General features: G+C 70.3%; 22 protein-coding genes and 1 pseudogene. 15 read left to right on the top strand and 8 right to left on the bottom strand.

The window, feature by feature from the left end:
- Nucleotides 1–186 precede the first annotated feature (186 nt).
- Complete coding sequence (locus B9G49_RS08860) at nt 187–771, bottom strand: GNAT family N-acetyltransferase (protein WP_049931183.1); 585 nt, start codon at nt 769–771, stop codon at nt 187–189.
- A 98-nt stretch (nt 772–869) separates the two neighbouring features.
- Here B9G49_RS08860 and B9G49_RS08855 point away from each other — a divergent pair.
- The 7 genes and pseudogenes from B9G49_RS08855 to B9G49_RS08825 all read left to right on the top strand — a co-directional run bounded on the left by B9G49_RS08855 (nt 870) and on the right by B9G49_RS08825 (nt 8620).
- A pseudogene (locus B9G49_RS08855) lies at nt 870–2529 on the top strand (DNA ligase).
- A 48-nt stretch (nt 2530–2577) separates the two neighbouring features.
- Nucleotides 2578–3459 carry a hypothetical protein gene (locus tag B9G49_RS08850; RefSeq protein ID WP_086216116.1) on the top strand — a complete coding sequence of 294 codons (882 nt, stop codon included), beginning with the start codon at nt 2578–2580 and terminating at the stop codon, nt 3457–3459.
- Between the two features lie 35 nt (nt 3460–3494).
- The gene (locus B9G49_RS08845; protein ID WP_086216115.1) at nt 3495–4229 is read left to right on the top strand and encodes an MBL fold metallo-hydrolase; all 735 of its coding nucleotides are present in this window, start codon (nt 3495–3497) and stop codon (nt 4227–4229) included.
- A 109-nt stretch (nt 4230–4338) separates the two neighbouring features.
- Nucleotides 4339–5946 carry a hypothetical protein gene (locus B9G49_RS17265; RefSeq protein ID WP_086216114.1) on the top strand — a complete coding sequence of 536 codons (1608 nt, stop codon included), beginning with the start codon at nt 4339–4341 and terminating at the stop codon, nt 5944–5946.
- Nucleotides 5947–6034: 88 nt separating this feature from the next.
- Complete coding sequence (gene cdd, locus B9G49_RS17260; RefSeq protein WP_049931171.1) at nt 6035–6439, top strand: cytidine deaminase; 405 nt, start codon at nt 6035–6037, stop codon at nt 6437–6439.
- Between the two features lie 97 nt (nt 6440–6536).
- Nucleotides 6537–7355: a nucleoside phosphorylase gene (locus tag B9G49_RS08830; protein WP_086216113.1), complete on the top strand. Its 819-nt coding sequence runs from the start codon at nt 6537–6539 to the stop codon at nt 7353–7355.
- An 83-nt stretch (nt 7356–7438) separates the two neighbouring features.
- Nucleotides 7439–8620: an NAD(P)/FAD-dependent oxidoreductase gene (locus B9G49_RS08825; protein ID WP_086216112.1), complete on the top strand. Its 1182-nt coding sequence runs from the start codon at nt 7439–7441 to the stop codon at nt 8618–8620.
- A 125-nt stretch (nt 8621–8745) separates the two neighbouring features.
- On the opposite strand, the gene B9G49_RS08820 is transcribed toward B9G49_RS08825, so the two are convergent.
- Complete coding sequence (locus B9G49_RS08820; RefSeq protein WP_049931162.1) at nt 8746–9279, bottom strand: Rrf2 family transcriptional regulator; 534 nt, start codon at nt 9277–9279, stop codon at nt 8746–8748.
- Nucleotides 9280–9386: 107 nt separating this feature from the next.
- Nucleotides 9387–9605 (bottom strand): hypothetical protein, encoded by a 219-nt coding sequence (locus B9G49_RS08815; protein WP_086216111.1) that lies wholly within the window; start codon nt 9603–9605, stop codon nt 9387–9389.
- 146 nt (nt 9606–9751) lie between these two features.
- Here B9G49_RS08815 and rocF point away from each other — a divergent pair, with 146 nt between their 5' ends.
- Complete coding sequence (gene rocF, locus B9G49_RS08810) at nt 9752–10660, top strand: arginase (RefSeq protein ID WP_049931159.1); 909 nt, start codon at nt 9752–9754, stop codon at nt 10658–10660.
- Between the two features lie 10 nt (nt 10661–10670).
- On the opposite strand, the gene B9G49_RS08805 is transcribed toward rocF, so the two are convergent.
- A complete protein-coding gene (locus B9G49_RS08805) occupies nt 10671–10970 on the bottom strand; it encodes a hypothetical protein (RefSeq protein WP_049931157.1) in 300 nt (99 codons plus the stop codon).
- 130 nt (nt 10971–11100) lie between these two features.
- Between B9G49_RS08805 and B9G49_RS08800 the strand changes: the two genes are divergently transcribed.
- Nucleotides 11101–11892 carry a PHP-associated domain-containing protein gene (locus tag B9G49_RS08800; RefSeq protein ID WP_086216110.1) on the top strand — a complete coding sequence of 264 codons (792 nt, stop codon included), beginning with the start codon at nt 11101–11103 and terminating at the stop codon, nt 11890–11892.
- A gap of 49 nt (nt 11893–11941) precedes the next feature.
- Here B9G49_RS08800 and B9G49_RS08795 read toward each other — a convergent pair whose 3' ends face one another.
- Nucleotides 11942–12442 carry a metal-dependent hydrolase gene (locus tag B9G49_RS08795; RefSeq protein WP_049931154.1) on the bottom strand — a complete coding sequence of 167 codons (501 nt, stop codon included), beginning with the start codon at nt 12440–12442 and terminating at the stop codon, nt 11942–11944.
- A 153-nt stretch (nt 12443–12595) separates the two neighbouring features.
- Between B9G49_RS08795 and B9G49_RS08790 the strand changes: the two genes are divergently transcribed.
- The 3 genes from B9G49_RS08790 (at nt 12596) to B9G49_RS08780 (ending at nt 17531) form a co-directional block, all read left to right on the top strand.
- The gene (locus B9G49_RS08790; protein WP_086216117.1) at nt 12596–13717 is read left to right on the top strand and encodes a pyridoxal phosphate-dependent aminotransferase; all 1122 of its coding nucleotides are present in this window, start codon (nt 12596–12598) and stop codon (nt 13715–13717) included.
- A gap of 52 nt (nt 13718–13769) precedes the next feature.
- A complete protein-coding gene (gene ileS, locus B9G49_RS08785; protein ID WP_086216109.1) occupies nt 13770–16922 on the top strand; it encodes an isoleucine--tRNA ligase in 3153 nt (1050 codons plus the stop codon).
- Nucleotides 16923–17057: 135 nt separating this feature from the next.
- The gene (locus B9G49_RS08780; protein WP_049931147.1) at nt 17058–17531 is read left to right on the top strand and encodes an N-acetyltransferase; all 474 of its coding nucleotides are present in this window, start codon (nt 17058–17060) and stop codon (nt 17529–17531) included.
- A 39-nt stretch (nt 17532–17570) separates the two neighbouring features.
- Here B9G49_RS08780 and lrpA1 read toward each other — a convergent pair whose 3' ends face one another.
- From lrpA1 to B9G49_RS08765, 3 genes are all read right to left on the bottom strand, one after another.
- Entirely contained in the window at nt 17571–17999 is a 429-nt protein-coding gene (gene lrpA1, locus B9G49_RS08775; protein ID WP_049931146.1) for an HTH-type transcriptional regulator LrpA1, read from the bottom strand.
- Nucleotides 18000–18081: 82 nt separating this feature from the next.
- Complete coding sequence (locus tag B9G49_RS08770) at nt 18082–19020, bottom strand: thiamine pyrophosphate-dependent enzyme (protein WP_049931144.1); 939 nt, start codon at nt 19018–19020, stop codon at nt 18082–18084.
- A gap of 3 nt (nt 19021–19023) precedes the next feature.
- On the bottom strand, nt 19024–20919 hold the full coding sequence (locus B9G49_RS08765; protein ID WP_086216108.1) for a 2-oxoacid:acceptor oxidoreductase subunit alpha: 1896 nt from the start codon (nt 20917–20919) through the stop codon (nt 19024–19026).
- A 174-nt stretch (nt 20920–21093) separates the two neighbouring features.
- Here B9G49_RS08765 and dph5 point away from each other — a divergent pair, with 174 nt between their 5' ends.
- The 3 genes from dph5 (at nt 21094) to B9G49_RS08750 (ending at nt 22843) form a co-directional block, all read left to right on the top strand.
- Nucleotides 21094–21891: a diphthine synthase gene (gene dph5, locus B9G49_RS08760; protein ID WP_086216107.1), complete on the top strand. Its 798-nt coding sequence runs from the start codon at nt 21094–21096 to the stop codon at nt 21889–21891.
- Nucleotides 21892–21967: 76 nt separating this feature from the next.
- Nucleotides 21968–22354: a CBS domain-containing protein gene (locus tag B9G49_RS08755; RefSeq protein WP_049931137.1), complete on the top strand. Its 387-nt coding sequence runs from the start codon at nt 21968–21970 to the stop codon at nt 22352–22354.
- A 114-nt stretch (nt 22355–22468) separates the two neighbouring features.
- Nucleotides 22469–22843: a cyclic nucleotide-binding/CBS domain-containing protein gene (locus B9G49_RS08750; protein ID WP_049931134.1), complete on the top strand. Its 375-nt coding sequence runs from the start codon at nt 22469–22471 to the stop codon at nt 22841–22843.
- The last annotated feature ends 42 nt before the right edge of the window (nt 22844–22885 follow it).

Genomic DNA, 22885 nt, shown 5'->3' with positions numbered 1-22885 from the left:
ACGACCACCACCGACGCCCCAGCCGCGAGGCCCGCCCCGCAAAGCGACCGCGCCTCACACCTCCCCAGCCTCGTCGGCGGTCCTCCGCTCCGCTCCGGACCACCGACTCCCTCGCGCGTGCTCCTCGCGTCCTTCGGACGCTCGGAGGCACGCGCCACAGCGGCCACAAAAAACCAGTCTCGCGGCTCAGCGACCGGTGTCGTACTTGTACGTCGCCGAGTCGGGGTCGATCCCGAAGTCCTCCGCCGACTCCTCCGGCTCGTCGTCGCCCGTCGGCTCGGCGTCCTTGAACGCCCGCCGGAACCGGTCCGCCATCTCGAACGCGTCGACGGTCAGTTCGAGGCCGACGACCCCGCCGCCGAGGAACTCGCGCTTCTCGGTGAGGCGGTCCGAGAGGGCCGGCGGGAGGTCGTCGGTGTCGACGCGCTCGAAGCCGAACTGCGTCAGGTACTCCGGCTGGTCGGTGAGCACGTACACCGTCTCGAACCCGTCCGCGGCCGCGGTGTCGACGAGGCGCTCCACGACGTGCGCCCCGACGCCGCGGTCGCGCCACTCGGGGAGGACGCCGATGCCGGTGAGCTCGATCCGGTTTTCCTCGTCCTCGTCGCCGCGGTGGAGGCGGAGCCGACCGAACCCGGCCCGGTCGCCCGACTCCTCGTCGACCGCGATCACGTAGTCCCGCGACCGGAAGGCGACGTCGTCGAGCCCCAGCTGCTCGATCGCGTCCAACAACCACGCCTCGTCACGGTTTTTGGCGTCGCGGACGTACATAGACGGCTGTACGAGGGCGGAGGTGAAAAACGGTTCCCCGGCCCGATCGTCCGCCGTCATCGCGTCGCTTTTGCCCGCCGGCCGCCGACCCAACGCGTATGGAATTCGCCGCGCTGGCTGAGCGGGCGGAACGGGTGGCCGCGCACGACGGCGACATCGAGACGACCCTTGCGGTCGCCAACCTGCTCGCGGACGCCGGCGACGGCGGCGCGAACCACGGGTCGACCGACGACCTCCCGGTCGTCGTCCGGTTACTCCTCGGCCGCGAGCGGCGACGGCAGCGAGTCGCGCAAACGCGACGCCCTGTTCGGGCTGTTCACCCGCTGTTCGCCGAGCGAGGCGGCTTTCCTCGCCCGCCTTGTCCTCGGCGAGATGCGGCTCGGCGTCGGCGAGGGAACCGTCCGGGACGCGATCGCGGAGGCGTTCCTGACCTCCAAGACGGCCCACGACGGCGACGAGTCCGGGGACGACGACGATGACAGCCCCGCCGACGGCGACGGTCCCGAACTCGCCGCGCCCGACGACGCGGTCGCGGCCGTCGAGCGCGCGCTTCAGGTGACGAACGACTACGGGCGGGTCGCGGTCCGCGCCCGCGACGAGGGAGTCGCGGGGCTCCGCGAGGAGTCGCTGCGCGTCGGCCGCCCGGTCCAGGCGATGCTCGCGCAGGCGGGCACCGCGACCGACGCGCTCGACGCGTTCGGCGAGGTCGCTGTCGAGACGAAGTTCGACGGGGCTCGCGTTCAGGTTCACTACGCGCCGCACGGAGCCGAGGCGGACGACGGCGTGCCGGACGGCGACGCACCGGGCGGCGAGGGCACCGCGCTCGGTCCACGGCTCTACTCGCGGAACATGGACGACGTGACGGACGCGCTCCCCGAGATCGTGGAGTTCGTCGCCGACCGCGTCGACGCGCCCGTCATCCTCGACGGCGAGGTCGTCGCGGTCGACGACGACGGCGACCCGCTCCCGTTTCAGGAGGTGCTGCGGCGGTTCCGGCGAAAACACGACATCGACCGGATGCGCGAGGCGGTCTCCCTGCGGCTCCACGCGTTCGACTGCCTCCACGCCGACGGCGACGACTTACTCGACGAACCCCTCACCGCGCGCCACGAGCGGCTCCACGAGTTCCTCCCGGACGCAGCCGCGGATCTCACCGTCGCCGCGGACACGGACTCGATCGCGGCCGAGGAGCGGGCCGCGCTCGACGCGGGCCACGAAGGCGTCATGCTGAAGAACCCCGACGCGGCGTACACCCCCGGCGACCGCGGGCGCGACTGGCTGAAGCGAAAGCCCGACGTGGAGACGCTCGACGCCGTCGTCGTCGGGGCCGAGTGGGGCGAGGGGCGCCGTGCGGAGCTGTTCGGCACGTTCCTGCTCGCGGTCCGCGAGGGGGACGAGTCCGCGGCGCGGGACGCCGGGAACGACGCGGCCGACCGCGACGCCGGCGGCCGCGACGCCGACGACCCCGCGCCACCGGGGTACGCCACGGTCGGCAAGGTGGCGACGGGGATCACCGACGAGGCGCTCGCGGACCTCACGGAGCGGTTGGAGCCGCACGTCGTCGACGAGACGGGGACGACGGTCTCGTTCGACCCCGAACTGGTGGTCGAGGTCGGCTACGAGGAGATCCAGACCTCGCCGACGTACTCCGCAGGCTACGCGCTCCGGTTCCCCCGCTTCGTCGGCGTCCGCGAGGACAAGGGGGTCGACGACGCCGACTCGCTCGCCCGCGTCCGTCGGTTCGCCGGCGACGACTGACGTTCCGACACGCGAAACTCCTTGACGGTCCGGTTCGTAGGGTAACACATGCCAGGCCCGCTCGGCGACGCGACGCGGCGAGACCTCACCGACGCGGCCGTCGAGCGACTCGCGGCGGCGGGGTTCGAGGTCGACCGCCCGGAGACGGGCGCCGAGCCGCCGGCGGTCGCGACCCGCGGCGACGACCGGTTGGCGGTGGAACCGCTCGCAGCGGACGACGCGACGCCGATCGTGATCGCCTCGCGGCTCGGCCACGCGCTCGACCGGGGCCGCCGCGCGCTGTTCGTCGCCCGCGACGCCGACACCGCGGCGGCCGTGCGCGACCTCCTCGCCGACCCGCCGCTGCTCGCCGAGCGGACCGACGGTCGACGAACCTTCCACCTCGGCCCGGACCGGGTCCCGGTCTCGGGCGGCGGCTACGCCTGCGTCCGCGCCGACGGCCTCGGCCATCCGACGTTCGGCTGGCGCGAGACGGACACGCCCCTCGGCCCGGTGACGGCCCGCTCGGACGTCGACGCCGCCGCGGTCGACGACGAGGGGCGACCCGTCGTCCCCCGGCTCCTCTGCGAGGTCGACGGCGAGGCGGTCGCCGTCCTCGCCGGCGCCGATAGCCTCCAGACCCCGACGGACGAGGCGTTCCCGTTCGCGTACCGCCGCGATCCGGACGACAAGCGGTTCCGCGTCCGGCGGGGAGGCGACGGGACGGTCGTCGAGACGGTCAGCGGGTTCGCGGCGCTGCGCGAGGCCGGATACGTTCCAATTCCGATGCCGCTCGTTCCCGAGCACGCGTTAGGGCGGTCGATCGACGGCGAGACGCTCACGGCGGCGTGGGACCTGCTCGTGATCGGTGAGGGCGAATCGGTCGACGACGGCTCGGTCGACGACGGGGCGATCGGCGACACGGCCCTCGACGCCGAGCGCGACCGATAGCCACCCTCAAGACGAGCGCGCCCGCAGACGGTAACATGACGGTCCGCTACGAGGAGTTCTCGGTGGAATGGCTCGGCTACGCGACGGCGCGGCTGGAGACGGACGAGGGGCCGGTGGCCTACACCGATCCCGGCCGGTACGGCGTCCTCGACGACTACTGGGCGCGCGACGGCGACCTCGTCGTCGTCACCCACGACCACCACTACGACAGCGACGGGATCCGGTCTGTCGCGAGCGAGGACGCGACGCTCGTGATCTACGACGGGGTCGACCCCGCCGGCATCGACCGCGACGTGGAGCCGATCGACGCGCTCGCGGAAGAGTACGAGGTCGTCCGCGTCGGCGAGGAAGACCGCGTCGACGTCGAGACGCCCGCCGGCGAGGTACGGGTCTGGCCCGTCCCGGCACACAACGATCCGGAGGGGCCGAACGCGGACGCCGACGGCTCGGTCGCGCACCCGCCCGGGTTCGGCTGCGGCTTCCTCCTGTCGCTCGGCGGGCGCACCGTCTTCTGGCCCGGCGACTCGGACGCGCTCGACGGGTTCGCCGAGCTCGACGTCTCCGTCTTCCTCGCGAACATCGGCGGGGGCGGCATCGTCTCGGACCCCCGCGAGGCGGCGGACCTGGCCGAGGCGATGGACCCCGACCTCGTCGTCCCGATCCACTACGACACGTTCGACCTGCTGAAAGCCGACGGCGAGGCGTTCGCCGGGGACGTGGCGAGCCGGTCGATACCGGTCGCGCTCGACGCGCGCTCGGCGAACCAGTAGTCGGACTGGGCGGACGGATACCCGAATCGGACGGACTGATTGTCGAACCGGACGGCGCGAACCTCTCGGCCGGTGGCCTTTTTACTCCGCCGCGTCCTTCCCCGGTCGCATGACCACCGAGTCCGCGCTGGCCGACGGGGTCCGGGAGGCGCTTTCGGTCGACGCCGAGGCGTTCGCCGAGCGCGCGGCCGAGGAGGCCGAGATCGTCAAACAGGAGCTACGCGACGGCTCCTTCGACAACCACCAGTCGATCGTCGGCTTCGAGTACGAGTTCTACGCGGTCGGCGACGGCCGGTGGAGCGAGGAGTCCCGGGCCGGCGAGTACGCGCTGATGCGCGTGCCGCGCCGCCTCTTGGAGCTGATGGGCTTCGAGAAGGAGCTGGGGCTCCACAACGCCGAGATGTCCACGAGCCCGCAGCCCCTCTCCGACCACGGGCTCCGCGCCCAGCTCGCCGAGGTCCGCGCCCGACTGGAGGCCGCAGAGAACACCGCGGGCGTCGAGGGGATGCGCCTCGTCTCCGACGGCCTCTGGACTATCCCGCCGGCGGGCGAGACCGCGGAGGGATACCTCACCGACAGCGTCGCTGTCGACGGCGTGGTGGTCGCGGTCAACATGAGCGACGCGGTCCGGTACCACGCGATGGCGAACTCGCGCCGAGACGACCTGAACGCCACCGACGCGAACGGGGGCGCCGCGACCGACGCCGAGGAAGAGCCGGTCGTCACCCTCGACGCGCCGGGCGTGTCGCTGGCGGCGGAGACGGTGATGCCCGAGAGCCTCATCACGTCGATCCAGCCCCACTATCAGGTGGCGCACGCCGAGACGCTGCCGCGGCACTTCCGGTACGCGCTTCGGATCGCCGGCCCCCTGCTGGCGCTCGGCGTCAACTCGCCGTTCTTCCCGCCGGCGCTGTACGACGACGGCTGGGACGGCGAGCGTGTCCTCGCCGAGGGGGCGACGGAGAACCGGGTCCACGTCTTCGAGTCCGTCCTCAACGCGCGGACCGACGCCGACAAGGTCCGGTTCCCCCGGGAGTTCCGCGACGTCGAGACAGCGGTCGACCGCATCGCGGCCGACGAGACGCTCATCCCGATGCCGGACCCGGGCGGCAGCGATCGCTTCGACGACGACTTCGCGACGTTCCGGACGAAACACGGCAGCTACTGGCGTTGGGTTCGCCCCGTCTTCGAGGGGGCGAGCCGCTCGGCCGCGAACGCCCGGATCGAGTTCCGGCCGATCCCCGGCCAGCCCACGGTCCGCGACTCCATCGCGTTTCAGGCGGCCTTCGCCGGGCTGATGCAGGCGCTCGCCCAGCACGAACACCCCGTCATCGGCCTCGAGTGGGAGACCGCGCGCGACAACTTCTACGCCGCCGTCGCCGACGGGCTCGACGCCGACATGGAGTGGATCGACCGCGACGGCCACCGGACGACCGACCCGGACGCGATGTACGCGGACCTCCTCGATCACGCGGAGGCCGGACTCCGGACCGCCGGCTGCGCGGACGACGAGGCCGCGAAATGGATCGCGCCGCTGCGGTGGCGCGTCGCGAACCGCACGACTCCGGCGAGCTGGAAGCGGGACCGCGTCCGCGCCCGACTCGACGACGGCGACGACTTCGCGACCGCGGTGGTCGACACCCAGCGCGAGTACATCCGCCAGCAGGCCGACGCCCTCATCGACGGCGGCTTCTCGGCGTGGACGGACGGGGAGTGACCGCCCCCGTGGTCGCCCGGCGACGCGGGAGCCGGACGGCGCGACCGCGACACAGTACAGTTATCGGTCCGCCGCGTCACGCGGCCGTATGGACGAGCTGATCGCCGCGGCGCGCGAAGCCCTCGACGCCGCCCACGTCCCCTACTCCGAGTACCGCGTCGGCGCCGCGCTCCGGACCGCCGACGGCACCGTCTACACCGGCTGTAACATCGAGAACGCGAACTACTCCAACAGCCTCCACGCCGAGGAGGTTGCGCTCGCGGAGGCGGTGAAGAACGGGCACCGCGAGTTCGACCGGATCGCGGTCTCGTCGGGCGTCCGCGACGGGGTCACCCCCTGCGGGATGTGCCGGCAGACGCTCGCGGAGTTCGCGGCCGACGACCTCGTCGTCGCCTGCGACGAGGGCGACGACGCGGTCACGGAGTACACGCTCGGGGAACTGCTCCCGAACACGATCAACGAGGGCACGCTCGACGACGCGAGAGAGGACTGACGCGAGGGAGGACCGACGCGAGAGAGGACTAGATCGGCGGGAGACCCGTCCGGCCGAGACGGAACTACTTTTAAACGGCTCGCCGAAGGGCGGAGACATGACCGACGACAGCGAGGACCCCAACGACGAGGCCGGATACCACGTCGAGGCCGCGCCCGACGACGTCGCGGACGCGGTCCTCCTCCCCGGTAACCCCGAGCGCGTCGACAAGATCACCGCGCTGTGGGGCGACCACGAGGAGGTCGCGCGCCACCGCGAGTACCGCACCGCGACCGGCAGCTACGACGGCACCCCGATCTCGGTCACCTCAACCGGGATCGGCTCCCCCTCGGCCGCCATCGCCGTCGAGGAGCTCGCGCGCGTCGGCGTCGACACGTTCATCCGCGTCGGCTCCTGCGGCGCGATCCAGCCGGAGATGGACGTCGGCGACCTCGTCATCACCACCGGCGGCGTCCGGCAGGAGGGGACGAGCGACGAGTACGTGCGCGAGGACTACCCGGCGAGCGCCGACGGCGAGGTGGTCTCCGCCCTGGTCGCGGCCGCCGAGCGGCTCGGTCACGACTACCACACGGGCGTCACGATGAGCGCCGACTCCTTCTACGCCGGACAGGGGCGACCCGGGTTCGAGGGGTTCGAGGCCGCCGGCTCCGACGAGCTCGTCGCGGAGCTTCAGGACGCGAACGTGAAGAACATCGAGATGGAGGCGTCGGCCATCCTCACGGTCGCGAACGTGTACGGGCTCCGCGCCGGCGCGGTCTGCTCGGTGTACGCCAACCGCGTGACCGGCGAGTTCCGGACCGAGGGCGAGTCGCGCGCGGCCGAGACCGCGAGCCTCGCGGTGAAGCTCCTCACGCGGATGGACGAGGTGAAACGCGAGGCGGGCGCGGACCGCTGGCACGCCGGCCTCTCGCTGTAGCGGGCGCTCCGGCCGTCACGCTGCTCGCTGCCGGGCGCGGGCGTTCCAAAGCGACTTTACCCACGGACCGCGGAGCGGCAGGCATGAGTACACAGGTCGTGGTCGTCGGCTCCGGGTACGCCGGCGCAGGGGCGGTGAAGGCGTTCGAAGACGAGGTCGGCGAGGGCGAGGCCGAGCTCACGTGGATCTCGGAACACGACTATCACCTCGTTCTCCACGAGGCCCACCGCGCGATCCGGAACCCCGCGGTCGAAGACAAGATCACGATCCCCGTCGACGAGATCAAATCCCCCGAGTCCGACTTCGTCCAGGGCCGGGTCGTCGACGTCGACACCGACGAGCGCGCCGTCGAGACCGACGACGGCACGACCGTCGACTACGACTACCTCCTCCTCGCGGTCGGCTCCACGACCGCCTTCTTCGGCATCGAGGGGCTGAAGGAGAACGCCCACCAGCTGAAGGGGCTCGACGACGCGAAGGCGATCCACGAGGACGTCCGCGAGGCGGCCGCCGACGCGACCCGCTCGGACCCGGCGCAGGTCGTCGTCGGCGGCGCCGGCCTCTCCGGCATCCAGACGGCCGGTGAGATCGCCGAGTACCGCGACAAGCACCGCGCCCCGCTCGAGATCAAACTGGTCGAGGGGCTCGACGAGGTGTTCCCCGGCAACGACCCGCAGATCCAGGGGGCGCTCCGCCAGCGGCTGGAGGACGCCGACATCGAGATCCTCACCGGCGACTTCATCTCGGAGGCCGACGAGGGGGCTGTCTACCTCGGTGGCGGCGAGGACGAGGAGCCGGAAGAGCTCGGCTACGACGTGCTGATCTGGACCGGCGGCATCACGGGCCAGCCCGAACTGGACAACGTCGAGGTCGAGAAGGACGACCGCTCGAACCGCGTCCACGCCGGCTCCGACTTCAGCACCAGCGACGACCGCGTGTTCGCCATCGGCGACACCGCCCTCGTCGAGCAGGGCGACGACGACGTGGCCCCGCCGACCGCGCAGGCCGCCTGGCAGGCCGCGGAGGTCGCGGGCGCGAACCTCGCCCGCGCCGCCCGCGGCGCGCCGCTCCGCTCGTGGACCCACGAGGACAAGGGGACGGTCATCTCGGTCGGTGAGGAGGCCGTCGCTCACGACGTGATGGGGATGCCGATCAAGACGTTCGGCGGCACGCCCGCGAAGCTGCTGAAGAAGGGCATCGCCACGCGCTGGATCGCCAAGGTCTCCTCCGCGAGCCGCGGCGTCAGCGCGTTCGGCGACATGTGAGATCGGCCGACGCGCGGTAGCGACGCGACTCTCGGCTTTCGATCCTCGGCTCGGGTCGGCGACGACTCAAACGCTGTTCTCCGTCGAACGACCTCCACGGCGCAACGAAACAGCGGCTCTCGCAGTCAGTGTTCGGCCGGCTCGTCGGGGGCTCGCATATCGTCGATCCGCAAGATGAGAATGTTCGCGGTGTCGTCTTTCCCGTCGACCGTCCCGTCGATGACGAGCTTGGAGAGCGGCGTCGGCCCCACGGCGACGCTGTCGCCCTCGTGGAAGTCGCGGACCGAACCCTGAACGTGGATCTCGGCGCGGCACAGCTCGGGGTGGTGGACGCTGGAGAGGTCGATCCCGTCGACGTTGACCCCCTCGACCTCCTCGCTCTCGTGGTAGATCGGGACGTTCGCGGGCTCGTCCATGCGCTGGATGTCGAGCGCCTCGTACGCGTTCGAGGTGGGTTTGTAGCCGCCCTTCGGGCCGGGTACCCCCTCGACCAGCTGGAGGGCCTTGAGGCTCTGCATCTGGTTCCGGATCGTCCCGGGGTTGCGGTCGACTTCCTCGGCGATCGCCTCGCCTTTCACGGCGTCCTCTCGTTCCCCGTACAGGTTGATGAGGGCCGAGAGAATGCTTTTCTGGCTCGAAGTGAGCTCGATCGATGACATGGTGCGGGATACACCGCGCCCCCGCTTAAATGCGGTGGAACCCATTTATAAACGATCGTGTGGAATCGTCTCGGCGGCCGGAGACCGTCGGTTCGGGCCGGTTCGGCTCACCCGCCGCGTAGCCGCTTTATCCGCACGTACGCGAGCGGGCTCGACAGCGCGACGACGACACCGACGCCGATCAGCGCGACGCCGAAGTCGACGGCGACGAACGAGACCGCGGCGCCGACGAGCCCGATCGCCGCGCCGGTGAACGCGACCGCGATGGTCGCGCCGATCGGCTCGATGTCGCCGGGGTCGACCGAGCGGGGATCGGGACTGCTCATGGGCGTCCGTGGCGGCCCGGGCGCAAAACGCTGTCCGATCCGGTCGGTCGGATTCGCTCGGACCGCGGTCGGGCGGATCCCGCCCCGTCGGCTCGACCCGGCCGCCGATCCCCACCATTCAAGCGCCGCGGCGTCGCGTAGCCGGTATGACCACGGTCAGGATCATCGGCGCGCCGACAGACTACGGGGCGAACCGACGCGGAGTCGACATGGGACCGTCGGCGATCCGGTACGGCGGGCTCGCCGACCAGCTCGCCGGCGCCGGCGTCGAGACCGTCGACGCGGGCGACCTCCACGTCCCCCGGGCCGAGGAGCGCGACCCGGACGCGGACGCGCCGAGCGAGGGGGAAGCGAAGTTCATCCGCGAGACGGAAGCGGTCTGCCGGCGGCTCGGCGACGAGGTCGCCGCGACGCTCGCCGACGGCGAGGTGCCGCTGGCGCTCGGCGGCGACCACTCCATCGCCATCGGGAGCCTCTCCGGGTCCGCGCGCGACGCGGACGTCGGCGCCGTGTGGTTCGACGCGCACGCGGACCTCAACACGCCCGCGACGACGCCCTCTGGCAACGTCCACGGGATGCCCCTGGCGGCGGCGCTCGGGATCGGCGAGTTCGCGGACACCGAGTGGGCGAACGCGCCGGGGCTCTCGCCGGAGAACGTCGCCTTGGTCGGGCTCCGCTCGGTCGACGGGGCGGAGGCGGAGCTGATCCGCGACCGCGGCTTCGCGGCGTACACGATGTCGGACATCGACGAGCGGGGGATCACGGCGGTCACGGAGGAGGCGCTCGAGGTCGCGTCCGCGGGCGTCGACGGGATCCACGTCAGCCTCGATCTGGACTGGCTCGACCCCAACGCCGCGCCCGGCGTCGGGACGCCCGTCCGCGGCGGCGTCACCTACCGCGAGGCGCACAGCGCGATGGAGATCGTCGACGAGACTGACGCGCTCCGGTCGATGGAGATCGTCGAGGTGAACCCGACCTTGGACCAGCACAACGAGACGGCTGAGCTCGCGACTGAGCTGGCGGCGAGCGCGTTCGGGAAGCGCGTCTTGTACTGAGAGGCCGGGGTCAGACGCCTCGGTCGAGCTGTTCGACGACCTGCTGGAGGTCCGCCTCGGACTCGACCTCGCCTTTGATCTCCTCGCGGCGGCGCACCGCAGCCGAGTCGGCGTCGTACGCGCGGACGAACTCGGCGCGGGTGTGCTCGTCGAACGCGTGCCGGATCGCGAAGTAGCCGTCGGGGACGATCGTGCCGCACACCTTACACTCGTGGCGCTGGTGGTCGTTCGTCTGGTGGACGATCGCCGCCTCCACGTCGTCGAAGGCGGCGTCGCAGTCGCCGATGCCGCACGTCCAGCGAGGGGCCATACCCGGACTCTCGCCCGAGGGGGATTAACGGTTTCCCAACTCGGCGCGGGCGCGCCGGGGGGTCGACGGGGGTCGGCACCGCGGGTTCACCCCCGCGGTCGCGGCACCGTCGTCGTCGAACGATACCCATTTGCGCGGGCGCGACGACCGTGCGACCGTGACCCGATCGAGAACGCGCGTCGACGCCCACGTCAAGATACTCGACGACGAGGTCGTCGCCCGGGCGAAGGCGCGCGACATCGACGCGCTCGTGTACGCGCCGCACTTCACGCGCCTCCCGACGATCAGCGAGCGTGCGGCCCGGTACACCGACGACGAGCTGACCGTCGTCCCCGCCCGCGAGGTGTTCACCGGCGACTGGGGGAACCGGCGACACCTCCTCGTCCTCGGACTCTCCGATCCCGTCCCCGACTACATCACCTTCGAGGGAGCGATGGCCGAGTTCGAGCGGCAGGACGCGGCCGTCCTCGTCCCGCACCCCGGGTTCGCCACTATCTCGCTCACGCGACCCGAAGTCGACGCGCACGCCGCCCGGATCGACGCGGTCGAGACGTACAACACCAAGCTGCTCCCCCACCAGAACGCGCGCGCCCGCCGGACCGCGACGGAGACCGGCTGCGCCGGGTTCGGATCCTCGTACGCCCACCTCCCCGGCACGGTCGGCGAGGCGTGGACGGCCTTCGAGGGCGACCTCGACGACGCCGAGGCGGTCGCCGACGCCTTCCGCGAGCGACGCCCCCGAACGGTGATCCACCGCGGCGGACTGGGCCACCGGCTCCGCGGGCTCGTGGAGTTCGCGCACCTCGGCTACGAGAACACGTGGACGAAGCTCGACCGAATGTTCCTCTCCGGCAACGAGCCGACCCTCCCGTCGAACGTCGCATACGAGGGGCGATTCGACGACGTGAGCGTCTACGAATAGCGGCCGTGCGAGCGTTTCGGGGCGGCCCGGATCCCGATCGGCTTCCCGGTCAGAGCCCGAAGCCCGCCGCGGCCTCCGACGCCGCGGACAGGTCCAGGTCGAGGCTGACGACGTAGGTGTGAATCGCCCAGAACGCCGTCAGCTCGACCCCGGTGATGACCACCGTGACGAGGTCGGCGTACTTGCTGCTCGTCGTCACGCCGCTCGGCATTCCGAACTCACGGTCCGAGAACGGGTGGAACAGCGCGATGCCGCGTCGGCTGCCGACCACGTCGAGGACGTAGTGGGTCAACACGCCGATCCACACGTACTGGAGGTTGCCGAAGACGATCGGATACGCGAGGAACACCGCGAGCACGGGGAGGCTGTGGAGCGTCTTCCGGTGACGGCCGAAGGCGGTGTCCACGTCGGGGAACAGCGCCCCCAACACGACGGGGACGGTGATCTCGGCGACGGTCGTCGCGGTCGCCGCGTCGAGACCCGGTTCGACGATGAAGCCGAGCCCCAGGGCGAGCAGCAGGCCGTTGAGGACGTGGCCGCGTTTGTTCATGTCTCTGCGTGTGCGGGTCGGCAGGTCAAACCACCGGATCCGGGCGGCGTGCCCGGAGAGGATCGCACCGCCTCGCCGTCGGCCGGGGTCCACTCACGGGCCGAAACGCTCCCGGGCCGAAAGAGCCACGGCGGGCGCGTCCGACCCGACCGTATGGAGTACGAGGAGCCGAAGTTCTTCCACGTGATGCAGTACGCCGCGGCCGCCGACGGCGACGTCATCGACATGGTGAGCGGCAACCCCGACTGGGAGCCGCCCGCCGCGCTCCGAGAGGCCCTCCGCGAGTACGCCGATCTCCCGCCCGCCGACTTCCAGTACCCGCCGAGCGACGGGCTCCGAGAGCTCCGCGGGGCGATCGCCGAGCGCCGGGGCGTCGACCCCGAGCGCGTGGTCGTCACCAACGGCACCGGCGAGGCGAACTACCTCGCGATGGCCCGGGCGCTGGACCGCGACGCTGGTGACGAGGCGCTCCTGATGGACCCGGTGTACCCGTACTACCCCGGGAAGACGCACCTGCTCGGCGGGGAGCCGACGCTCGTGCCCACGGCGCGCGACGGCGGGCTCGACGTCGACGCGATCCGCGAGGCGGCGAGCGAGGACACGGCACTCGTCGTCCTCAACACGCCGAACAACCCGACCGGCGCCGTCTACGACCTCGACGCGGTCCGCGAGGTCGTCGAAATCGCGGCGGCCGTCGACGCGCTCGTCGTCGTCGACGAGGTGTACGACCGGTTCGATCTCACCGGCTCGTTCGAGTCGGCGCTGACGCTGGACTCCGAGCGCGTCATCGTCACGAGCGGCTTCTCGAAGTCGATGGCCATCACGGGCTTCCGCGTCGGGTACGGGGTGTTCCCCGAGGCGCACGTCGGCGACGCGAAGACCCGACACATGCTCGTCAACGTCACCGGGGCGCGCCCCTCTCAGTACGCGGTGTACCACGCGCTCGAAGAGACGCCGTCCGACTACTACGCCGCGTCGCGCGACCTGCTCGCTGACCGCGTCGACGCGTTCGCCGCCGCCTTCGACGCGGCGGGCGCGGAGTACGGCCGCCCGGAGGGCGCCTTCTACGTCCTCGCGCGCTTCGACGGGTTCCCCGGCACGATGGCGAACGTCAAGCGCCTGATCGACGAGGCCGGCGTCGCCGGGATGCCGGGCGAGGCGTTCGGCACCGCCCGCGACGAGTGGATCCGGTTCGCGCTGGTGACGCCCCGAGCGACCGAGGCGGCCGAGCGGCTCGCGGACTACTTCGACGGCGGCCCCGCCGACGCGGGCTGAACCGTTCCCACGACTCCGCCGTATTCAAATACGCGCGCGCAGACCAACGCGTATGGAGCAGATCGACGACCAGTACGCGCCCGCGGACGTCGAGACCGCGGTCGACGAGTACTGGGACGACCACGACGCCTACGAGGCGGCGAAGGAGGCGCACGCCGACGATCCGCCGTTCTTCTTCGTGGACGGCCCGCCGTACACCTCCGGGCAGATGCACCTCGGGACCGCCTGGAACAAGACGCTGAAAGACGCCGTCATCCGGTACAAGCGGATGACCGGCCACCGCGTCACCGACCGCCCGGGATACGACATGCACGGGCTCCCGATCGAGGTGAAAGTCGAGGAGGAGCTCGGCTTCGAGAACAAGCGGGACATCGAGGAGTACGGCATGGAGCCGTTCATCGAGAAGTGTAAGGAGTTCGCCCTGGAGAACCGGGCGGCGATGGACGAGGACTTCAAATCCATCGGCGCGTGGATGGACTGGGACGACCCGTACGAGACCATCTCGCCGGAGTACATGGAGGCCGCCTGGTGGGCGTTCTCCGAGGTCGCCGACAACGGGCTCGTCGAGCAGGGGAAGCGGTCCATCTCGCAGTGCCCGCGCTGCGAGACCGGGCTCGCCAACAACGAGGTCGAGTACGAGGACGTCGAGGACCCCTCCATCTACGTGAAGTTCCCGCTCGCCGACCGCGAGGGGAGCCTCGTCATCTGGACGACGACGCCGTGGACCATCCCCGCGAACACCTTCGTCGCCGTCGACGAGGACCTCACCTACAACGCGGTCCGCGCGGAGAAGGACGGCGAGGAGGAGCTCCTCTACGTCGCCGCCGAGTGCGTCGAGGACGTACTCGGGGAGGGCCGCTACGAGGAGTACGCGGTCGAGGCGGAGCTGACCGGCGACGAACTCGTCGGCTGGGCGTACGACCACCCGCTCGCCGACCACGTTGCCGACTACCCCGACTTCGAGGGCGCCGGACAGGTGTACGCGGCCGACTACGTGGAGGCCGACCGCACCGGCCTGGTCCACTCCGCGCCGGGCCACGGTGAAGAGGACTTCCACCGCGGCACCGAACTCGGGCTCGACATCCACTGTCCCGTCGGTCCGAACGGCGAGTTCGAGGCGGCGGCGGGCGAGTACGCCGGCCAGTTCGTGCGCGACGCGAACGACGACATCATCGAGGACCTCGTCGCCGACGGCCACATGCTCGCGCACGGCACCGTCGACCACAGCTACGGCCACTGCTGGCGCTGTGACACCGGGATCATCCAGCTGGTCACCGACCAGTGGTTCATCTCGATCACGGACGTGAAAGACGACCTCCTCGACAACATGGAGGAGTCGGAGTGGCACCCCGACTGGGCCCGGGACAACCGGTTCCGCGACTTCATCGAGGACGCGCCCGACTGGAACGTCTCGCGCCAGCGCTACTGGGGCGTCCCGATCCCGATCTGGGTCCCGGAGGACGCCGAGCCGGGGAACCTCGACGAGGACATGATCGTGGTCGGCACCCGCGAGGAGCTCGCCGACCGCGTCGAGGAGGATATCGATCCCGACTCGATCGACCTCCACCGCCCCGCCGTCGACGGCCTCACGATCGTCGAGGACGGGACGACCTACCGCCGCGTCGAAGACGTGTTCGACGTGTGGCTCGACTCCTCGGTCGCCTCGTGGGGCACGCTCGGCTACCCGAGCGACGAGACCGCCCACGAGGAGCTGTGGCCCGCCGACCTCATCATCGAGGCGCACGACCAGACCCGCGGCTGGTTCTGGTCGCAGCTCGGTATGGGGACGGCCGCGGTCGATCAGATCCCCTACGAGGAGGTGCTGATGCACGGCTTCGCCAACGACGAGGACGGCCGAAAGATGTCGAAGTCGGTCGGCAACATCGTCACGCCGGAGGAGGCCATCGAGCGCGCCGGCCGCGACCCGCTCCGCACCTACCTGCTCAGCCACGACCAGCAGGGCGTCGACCTCGCGTTCGAGTGGGACGGGCTCGGCGAGATCCAGGGCAAGCTCAACATCCTCTGGAACGTGTTCCGGTTCCCCCTCGAGTACATGGAGCTCGACGGCTACGACCCGGCCGACGCCGACCTCTCGGACGGCGACCTCGAACTCGTCGACGAGTGGGTGCTCTCCCGGCTCCAGTCCGTGGAGACGGAGGTCGCCGACGCGTGGGACGACTACCGCGTCAGCGACGCCGTCAACGCCGTCATCGAGTTCGTCACGCAGGACGTCTCGCGGTTCTACGTGAAGGCCGTCCGCGACCGCATGTGGGAGGAGCCCGACTCCCCCTCGAAGCGCGGCGCGTACGCCACGCTCGCGACGGTCCTCGACGAGGTGATCCGGCTGCTCGCGCCGATCGCCCCGTACCTCACCGAGCGGATGTACCAGCGGCTCGACGGCGAGGCGACGACGGTCCACGCGCTGTCGTACCCCGAGCCGGACGCGGACCTGCGCGACGACGACCTCGAACGCGACGTGGCGGCCTTCCGCGACATCGAGGAGGCGGCCGCGAACGCGCGCCAGCAGGCTGGCCGCAAGCTCCGCTGGCCCGTGCCGCGCGTCGTCGTCGAGACCGACAACGAGACGGTTGCGGCCGCGGTCGACCGCCTCAAAGCGCTGATCGCTGACCGCGTCAACGCCCGCGACGTGGTCGTCACCGACGCCTTCGACGAACTGGTCGAGACCGCCGAGCCCCAGATGGCCGCCATCGGGCCGGCGTTCGGCGGGGACGCCCAGAAGGTGATGGAGGCGGTTCAGGGCGCGACCCGCGCCGAGGCCGAGGGCGGCGAGGTCGCGGTCGACGGCGAGCCCGTCGACCTCGACGACGAGATGGTCGAATACGTCGCGGAGCCGCCGGAGCACGTCTCCGGGGCCGACTTCGATGGCGGCACCGTCTACGTCGACACCTCGCTGACGCCCGACATCGAGTCCGAGGGGTACGCCCGCGACGTGATCCGCCGGGTCCAGGAGATGCGCAAGGAACTGGACCTCGACGTTGAGGCGCGGATTCGCGTCGGCGTCGCGGTCGACGACGACCGGGTCGCCGGCTTCGTGGACGAGCACGCCGACCTGATCGCCGGCGAGGTGCGCGCCGACGCGTGGCTCGACGACGCGAGCGACGCCGCCGACGCCGACGGCGGACTCGTCGAAGAGTGGGAGGTCGAAGGCGTCGCGGTCACGATCGGGGTCAAACCGGTCGCGTAACGGCCCCGACGGGCCGCGGCTTTCGCTTAACGCGTCGCGATCCTTGCCCGACGAGTCGGAGCTTTCGTCGACCGATACTGTGGGAACAATTCGCATCCCGAAACCTATAGGTGCGTTCTTTACTCACGGTCGAACATGGATGTCCGGGCGGCTCGCCCCGACGACGCGGAGGACCTGCGAACGGCGGTCTCACGAGCCCGCGAGGAGACGGTGTTCGACGACATCGGCGCGCCACTGCTCGACGTGTCCGCCGCCGGCGTCCGCGAGGCCGCCGCCGAGGCGGAGTGGTCGTTCCTGATGGAACACGACGAGGAGGGGCCCGTCGGGCTCGCCATCGCGCACCCGGATCCCGACGGGACGGAGGCCGAGCTACTGGCGCTGTGGGTTCACCCGAACCGCGCGGGCGAGGGCGTCGCGGCCGAGCTGCTCGCCCGTGTGGGGAGCGCGCTCGCCGACCGCGGGGTGAAAACGCTCCGCGCGACCGTCCCCTCGGACCGCCCCAGCGCCGAGGAGTTCTTCAGCGCGCACGGGTTCGCGCCTCGCGGGACCCGGCGGAGCCCGGCGGGTGACGAATCGATCGTCGTTGCGGACCCCGACGCGCTCACCTGAGAGGCGTCGACAGTCAAAACGAACCGCTTCTCGGCCGACTCACTTCAGCCGCTCTTGGAGGAACGAGGGGTGGGCCGCGGTGACGCCGTCGACGCCGAGCAGCTTTTCCGAGATGACGTCGCCGAGCTCGTCGCCGTCGCCGGCGCGGACCTCCGCCATCAGCATGTGATCGCCCGAGGAGGTGTACAGCGCCTGAACCTCGTCGAGCGACTTCAGATCCCGCGTGGCCTCCACGTACCGCCCCGAGTCGACATCCATGCCGACCATGGCGATCGACTGCGAAGAGAGCTTCTTCGGGTCGACCTCCGCGGAGTAGCCGACGATCACGCCGCGCTCCTCGAGGCGGTCGATGTACTTCCGCACCGTCGGTTTCGAGACGTCGGCTCGCTCGGCGATCTCCCCGCAGGACGCCTGTGCGTCCTCTTCTAACACGGAAAGGATCCGTTCCTCTGTCGATACAGTACTCATATGGGTCTGTTTGTCACCAATGAAAAAAGACCTTGCGAATCAAAAAACGAACTCGCCGCGTCGTGAACGGCCGCCGGTCGGCTCAGGCGTGTTTGTCGAGGAACATGTCGTGGGAGCGTTCCCACTCGTAGTCGTCGTCCCAGTAGCGCTCGGCGAGCGGCTCCTCGGGCATCTCGCCGATCGAGCGCTTCTCCTCCCCGTAGGAGGGGCGGTCCTCGTCGACGTAGAAGCGGCCGGTGAGCACCTCGCCCTCGTAGAGGGCTTCCTCGGTCGTCCGCATCATCTCCTGGGCCTCGACGCGGTCCGTCATGTCGAACTCGTAGTCGTCGGAGTCGTTGACGTCGATGTACGGGACGTACTGGCGCGCGTCCTTGTTCCACGTCGGGCACTGCGTGAGGAAGTCGACGTGCGCGAACCCGTCGTGTTCGATCGCCTCGGCGATGATCTCCTTCGCCTGGTTCGGGTTCACTGCCGCCGTGCGGGCGACGTAGGAGGCGCCGGCGTTCAGCGACATCGAGAGCGGTTTGATCGGCTCCTTGGCGCTCCCGTGAGGCTGCGTCTTCGACTTGTGGCCCTTCGGGCTCGTCGGGGAGGTCTGCCCCTTCGTGAGCCCGAAGATCTCGTTGTTGAACACGATGTACGTCATGTCGTGGTTCTCCCGGGCCGTGTGGATGAAGTGGTTCCCGCCGATCCCGTAGCCGTCGCCGTCGCCGCCGGCGGCGATCACTTCGAGGTCGGGGTTCGCGAGCTTCGCGGCGCGGGCCACGGGCAGCGAGCGCCCGTGGATCGTGTGGAACCCGTACGTGTCGAGGTAGCTGTTCAGCTTGCCCGAACAGCCGATCCCGGTACACAGCAGGGTCTCCTCGGGCGTGCGCCCGACCTCCGGCAGCGCCTGCTTGAGCGCCTTCAGGACGCTGAAGTCACCGCAGCCCGGACACCAGGTCGGCTGCGGCTCGACGCCGGGGGTGTACTCGTCGCGGTCGATCTCTCGCTCCTCTCCGATTGCTGAAAACGTGCTCATTGCTTAGTCACCTGCGGCTGGGACGAAGGTGGTCTGATGGCCGGGCGCGTCGCCGTCGCCCTCGACGATCGCGGTCTCGAACCCGTCGACGATCTCCGCCGGCTCGAACGGGTTCCCGTTGTACTTCAGCAGGCTCGACAGCTTCTCGCCGTACTGGCCCAGGTTCTTCTGGACGAGCCCGCGGAACTGTCCCGAGGCGGTCATCTCCACGACCAGCACCTCGTCGACGCTCTCGATGAACGCCCGGACCTGCTCGGTCGGGAACGGCAGCATGTCCGAGACGCCGTACGACTTCACTGAGACGCCGGCGTCGTTGAGGCGACCGACGGCCTCCTCGACGGTTCCCTGCTGGCTGCCGAACGTGAGGATGCCGTACTCGGCGTCCTCCGGGCCGGCGTACGACCCGGTGTCGACCGTGTCGAGGTCGTCGCGGATCGCCGCCAGCTTCTCGGCCCGCCGGTCGATCTGCGCGACCCGGTTGTCCGAGGACTCGCTGATGTGGCCGGTCGGGTCGTGCTCGTTGCCGGTCGCGAGGAAGCGACCGCCCTTCTGGCCGGGGATCGACCGCGGGGAGACGCCGTCGTCGACCTCGTGCTGGAAGCGGTGGAACTTCCCGTCGTCGCTGTGGGGCTGCTCCGACAGCGCGTCCTCCGAGAGCGTCTTCCCGAGGTCCGGGTTCGCCTCCCGGTCGAAGTGGCTCTTCGGGACGTTCGTCATCTCACCGCCGAGCTTCTGGTCGTACAGCAGGATCGTCGGGATTTGGTACCCGTAGGCGAGCCGGAAGGCGAGCCGGGACTGCTCGTACGCCTCCTCGACGGTGCCGGGCGCCAGCACGACGCGCTGGGAGTCCCCCTGCGAGGTGTAGAGGACGTGTTCGAGGTCGGACTGCTCCGGCTTCGTCGGCATCCCGGTCGAGGGACCGGCGCGCATGGCCTCGACGAGGACGACGGGCGTCTCCGTCATCTCCGCGAGCCCGAGCGGCTCGGACATCAGCGCGAACCCGCCACCGGAGGAGCCGGACATCGCCTTGACGCCGGCGTGGGACGCGCCGACCGCGAGCGCGGCCGCGGCGATCTCGTCTTCCACCTGCTCGGAGATCCCGCCGAGCTTCGGCAGGTTCTTCGTCATGATGGTGAACACCTCGGTCCACGGCGTCATCGGGTAGCCGGAGATGAACCGGCAGCCCTCGTCGATGGCGCCGTAGGAGATGGCGTCCGACCCGGACATGAGCAGTTGGGTCTCGTCGTGTTCGCCGGTCGGGACCGACACGTCCGGCGCGTCGACGTCGTACTCCTCTTGGACCTGTTCGTAGGCGGTCTCGAGGATCTCGAGGTTCGGGTCGAGGATCTTCTCCGGCATCGCGTCGCGCATCAGGTCCTCGACGTGGTCGAGTTCCATGCCGGTGATCGCGCAGGTCGCGCCGACGCCGGCGGTGTTGCGCATGACCTCGCGACCCATATCGCGGGCGAGTCCGCGGAGGTCGAGGGGGAATACGTGCCAGTCGTTCTCCTCGGCGCGCTCCTCGAAGTTCGGGATCTCGGAGGCGTCGAGCAGCCCCTCGTCGTAGATGATGACCCCGCCTTCGCGGAGCTCATCCAGGTTCTCCGAGAGCGGCTTGATCTCCTCGTTACCGTAGACGGCGCCCTCGGACGGGTTCCGAGCGAACGAGTCGCCGAGCGCTAAGAGGAAGTTGTAGCCGTCGCCCCGGGAGTTCACGGGGTCCGCCGACGCGCGGACCTCCGTGTAGGTGTGGCCGCCGCGGATTCGCGACGGGTAGTGCCGATGCGTGAAGACGTTGAGCCCCGATCGCATCAAGGCCTTCGCGAAGTTCTGGCTGGTGGAAGCGATCCCGTCACCGGATCCCCCCGATATCCGCCAGATGAGTTCGTCGTCAGTCATAATGGTATGTGAGCCCGAGTGGGCCTCGTGGCCTGAACTTGTGTTGGTTCCCTCTTATGGCTTGCTATGGAATCCCAAGGGACAATCATGAAGGTCTATTAGGGTGTCAAATGTTCTCGCGCTGCCGAGCCGATTTTCCGCGTTCTTTTCATTCGCCGCGCGCCGACTCCGGGTATGCTCACGTTCATCGGGCTCGGTCTCTGCGACGAGCGCTCCGTCACCGTCGAGGGGCGGGAGGCGCTCCGCGCGGCCGACAGGGTCTTCGCGGAGTTCTACACCAGCCGACTGGTCGGCGCCGACGTCGCTGACCTTGAGGCGCACCACGGCGTCGACGTCGAGGTGCGCGACCGCGCCGGCGTCGAGCAGGACCCGGAGCCGATACTCGCGGCGGCCGAGTCCGGCGACGCCGCGTTCTGTACCGCCGGCGACACGATGATCTCGACCACCCACACCGACCTTCGCCTCCGCGCCGAGGAGCGCGGGATCGACACGCGCGTGATCCACGGCGTGACCGCCCAGTCCGCGGCGTCGAGTCTCACCGGGCTCCAGAACTACCGGTTCGGCAAGGCGACGACGCTCCCGTTCCCGTACGCTCACGGCGGCGACGACGTCCCCGGGAGCGTGGTCGAGACGATCGAGGCGAACCGGGAGCGCGGGCTCCACACCGTCGTCTACCTCGACATCAAGGTGGGAACGGGCCCCGCCGGTCCGGACCCCGACCACGAGGAGTACATGACCGCGGACGTCGCCGCCGGACTGCTGGCCGAGGAGTGGGCGGACGAGCTCGCGGTCGTCGTCGCCCGCGCCGGCTCGCCGGACGCGGTCGTCGCGGCCGACCGTCTGAGCGCGCTCGCCGACCGCGAGTTCGGTGACCCGCTCCACCTGCTCGTGATCCCGGGTGACCTCCATCACGTCGAGGCGGACGCCCTCGTCGGTCTCGCCGGCGCCCCCGAGTCGCTCGTCGACGAGTGAGGCGTCCGCGGTCGCGAGGCGAACGCCCCCGAACCGACCGCACGTTTGATTATTATGTGGGGCGTTGGCACGCACCATGAATGACGTGCCGGTAGATCGACTCATGTCGACCGACCTGACGACTATCGAACGCGGGGCCGCGGCGGCCGACGCGGCGGAGCAGATGCGCGAGTCCGGGGGTAGCTCTCTCCTCGTCCTCGACTCCGACGGGGCCCTCGCCGGGCTGATCACCGCGACGGACTTCGTCGCCCTCGTCCGGGACAACGACCCGAAAGACCGGACGCCGGTCGAGGCGTTCATGACGACCGACGTGGTCACGGTCGGCCGCGAAGACACCGTCGCGGAGCTGGCGGAGCCGACCGCACACGGCTACACCCACCTCCCGGTGACCGACGGCGACGACAGACCGATCGGCATGGTCTCCACGACGGACCTCACGGCGTACCTCTCGCGGCGAGGCTGACGGGTCGGGCGCCGGGACGGCCCGAGGCCGCGTGACGGCGCCGCATCCGAGTCGAGATCGCGTCGCGTTGTGCGTTCCGGAAGAGTAATGAAACATGGTAACACACATCGCGGTATGGATCTCGACGACAGGACCCGCGTCGCGGACGTGATGTCGACGCCCTTGGAGACGATCGGGGCGGACGCGCCGCTCCGGGAGGCCGCCCGGCGGATGCGCGACGAGAACATCAGTGCGCTCGTCGTGACGACGGGCGGAGGATGTATCCTCACGCAGAGCGACGTCGTCGGAGCGGTCGCCAACGGGAGCGACCCGGAGGCGACGACGGTCCGCGACGTGATGACCGAGGACGTCGAGACGGTGACGCCGGACCTCATGCTGGAGGAGGTCGCCGCGATGATGACCATGTACGGCGTGAAACACCTCCCGGTCGTCGACGACGACTACGTCGGGATGATGTCGTCGACGGACATCGCCGCACACATCTCCTGAGGCCGGTCTGACGGGCTGCCTGACCCACTTCGCCCACCGGAC

This window comes from Halorubrum sp. SD683, assembly GCF_002135045.1.
Lineage (GTDB): Archaea > Halobacteriota > Halobacteria > Halobacteriales > Haloferacaceae > Halorubrum > Halorubrum ezzemoulense.
The sequence above is the reverse complement of the archived record's forward strand: the minus strand, read 5'-3'. Positions and strand labels throughout refer to the sequence as shown.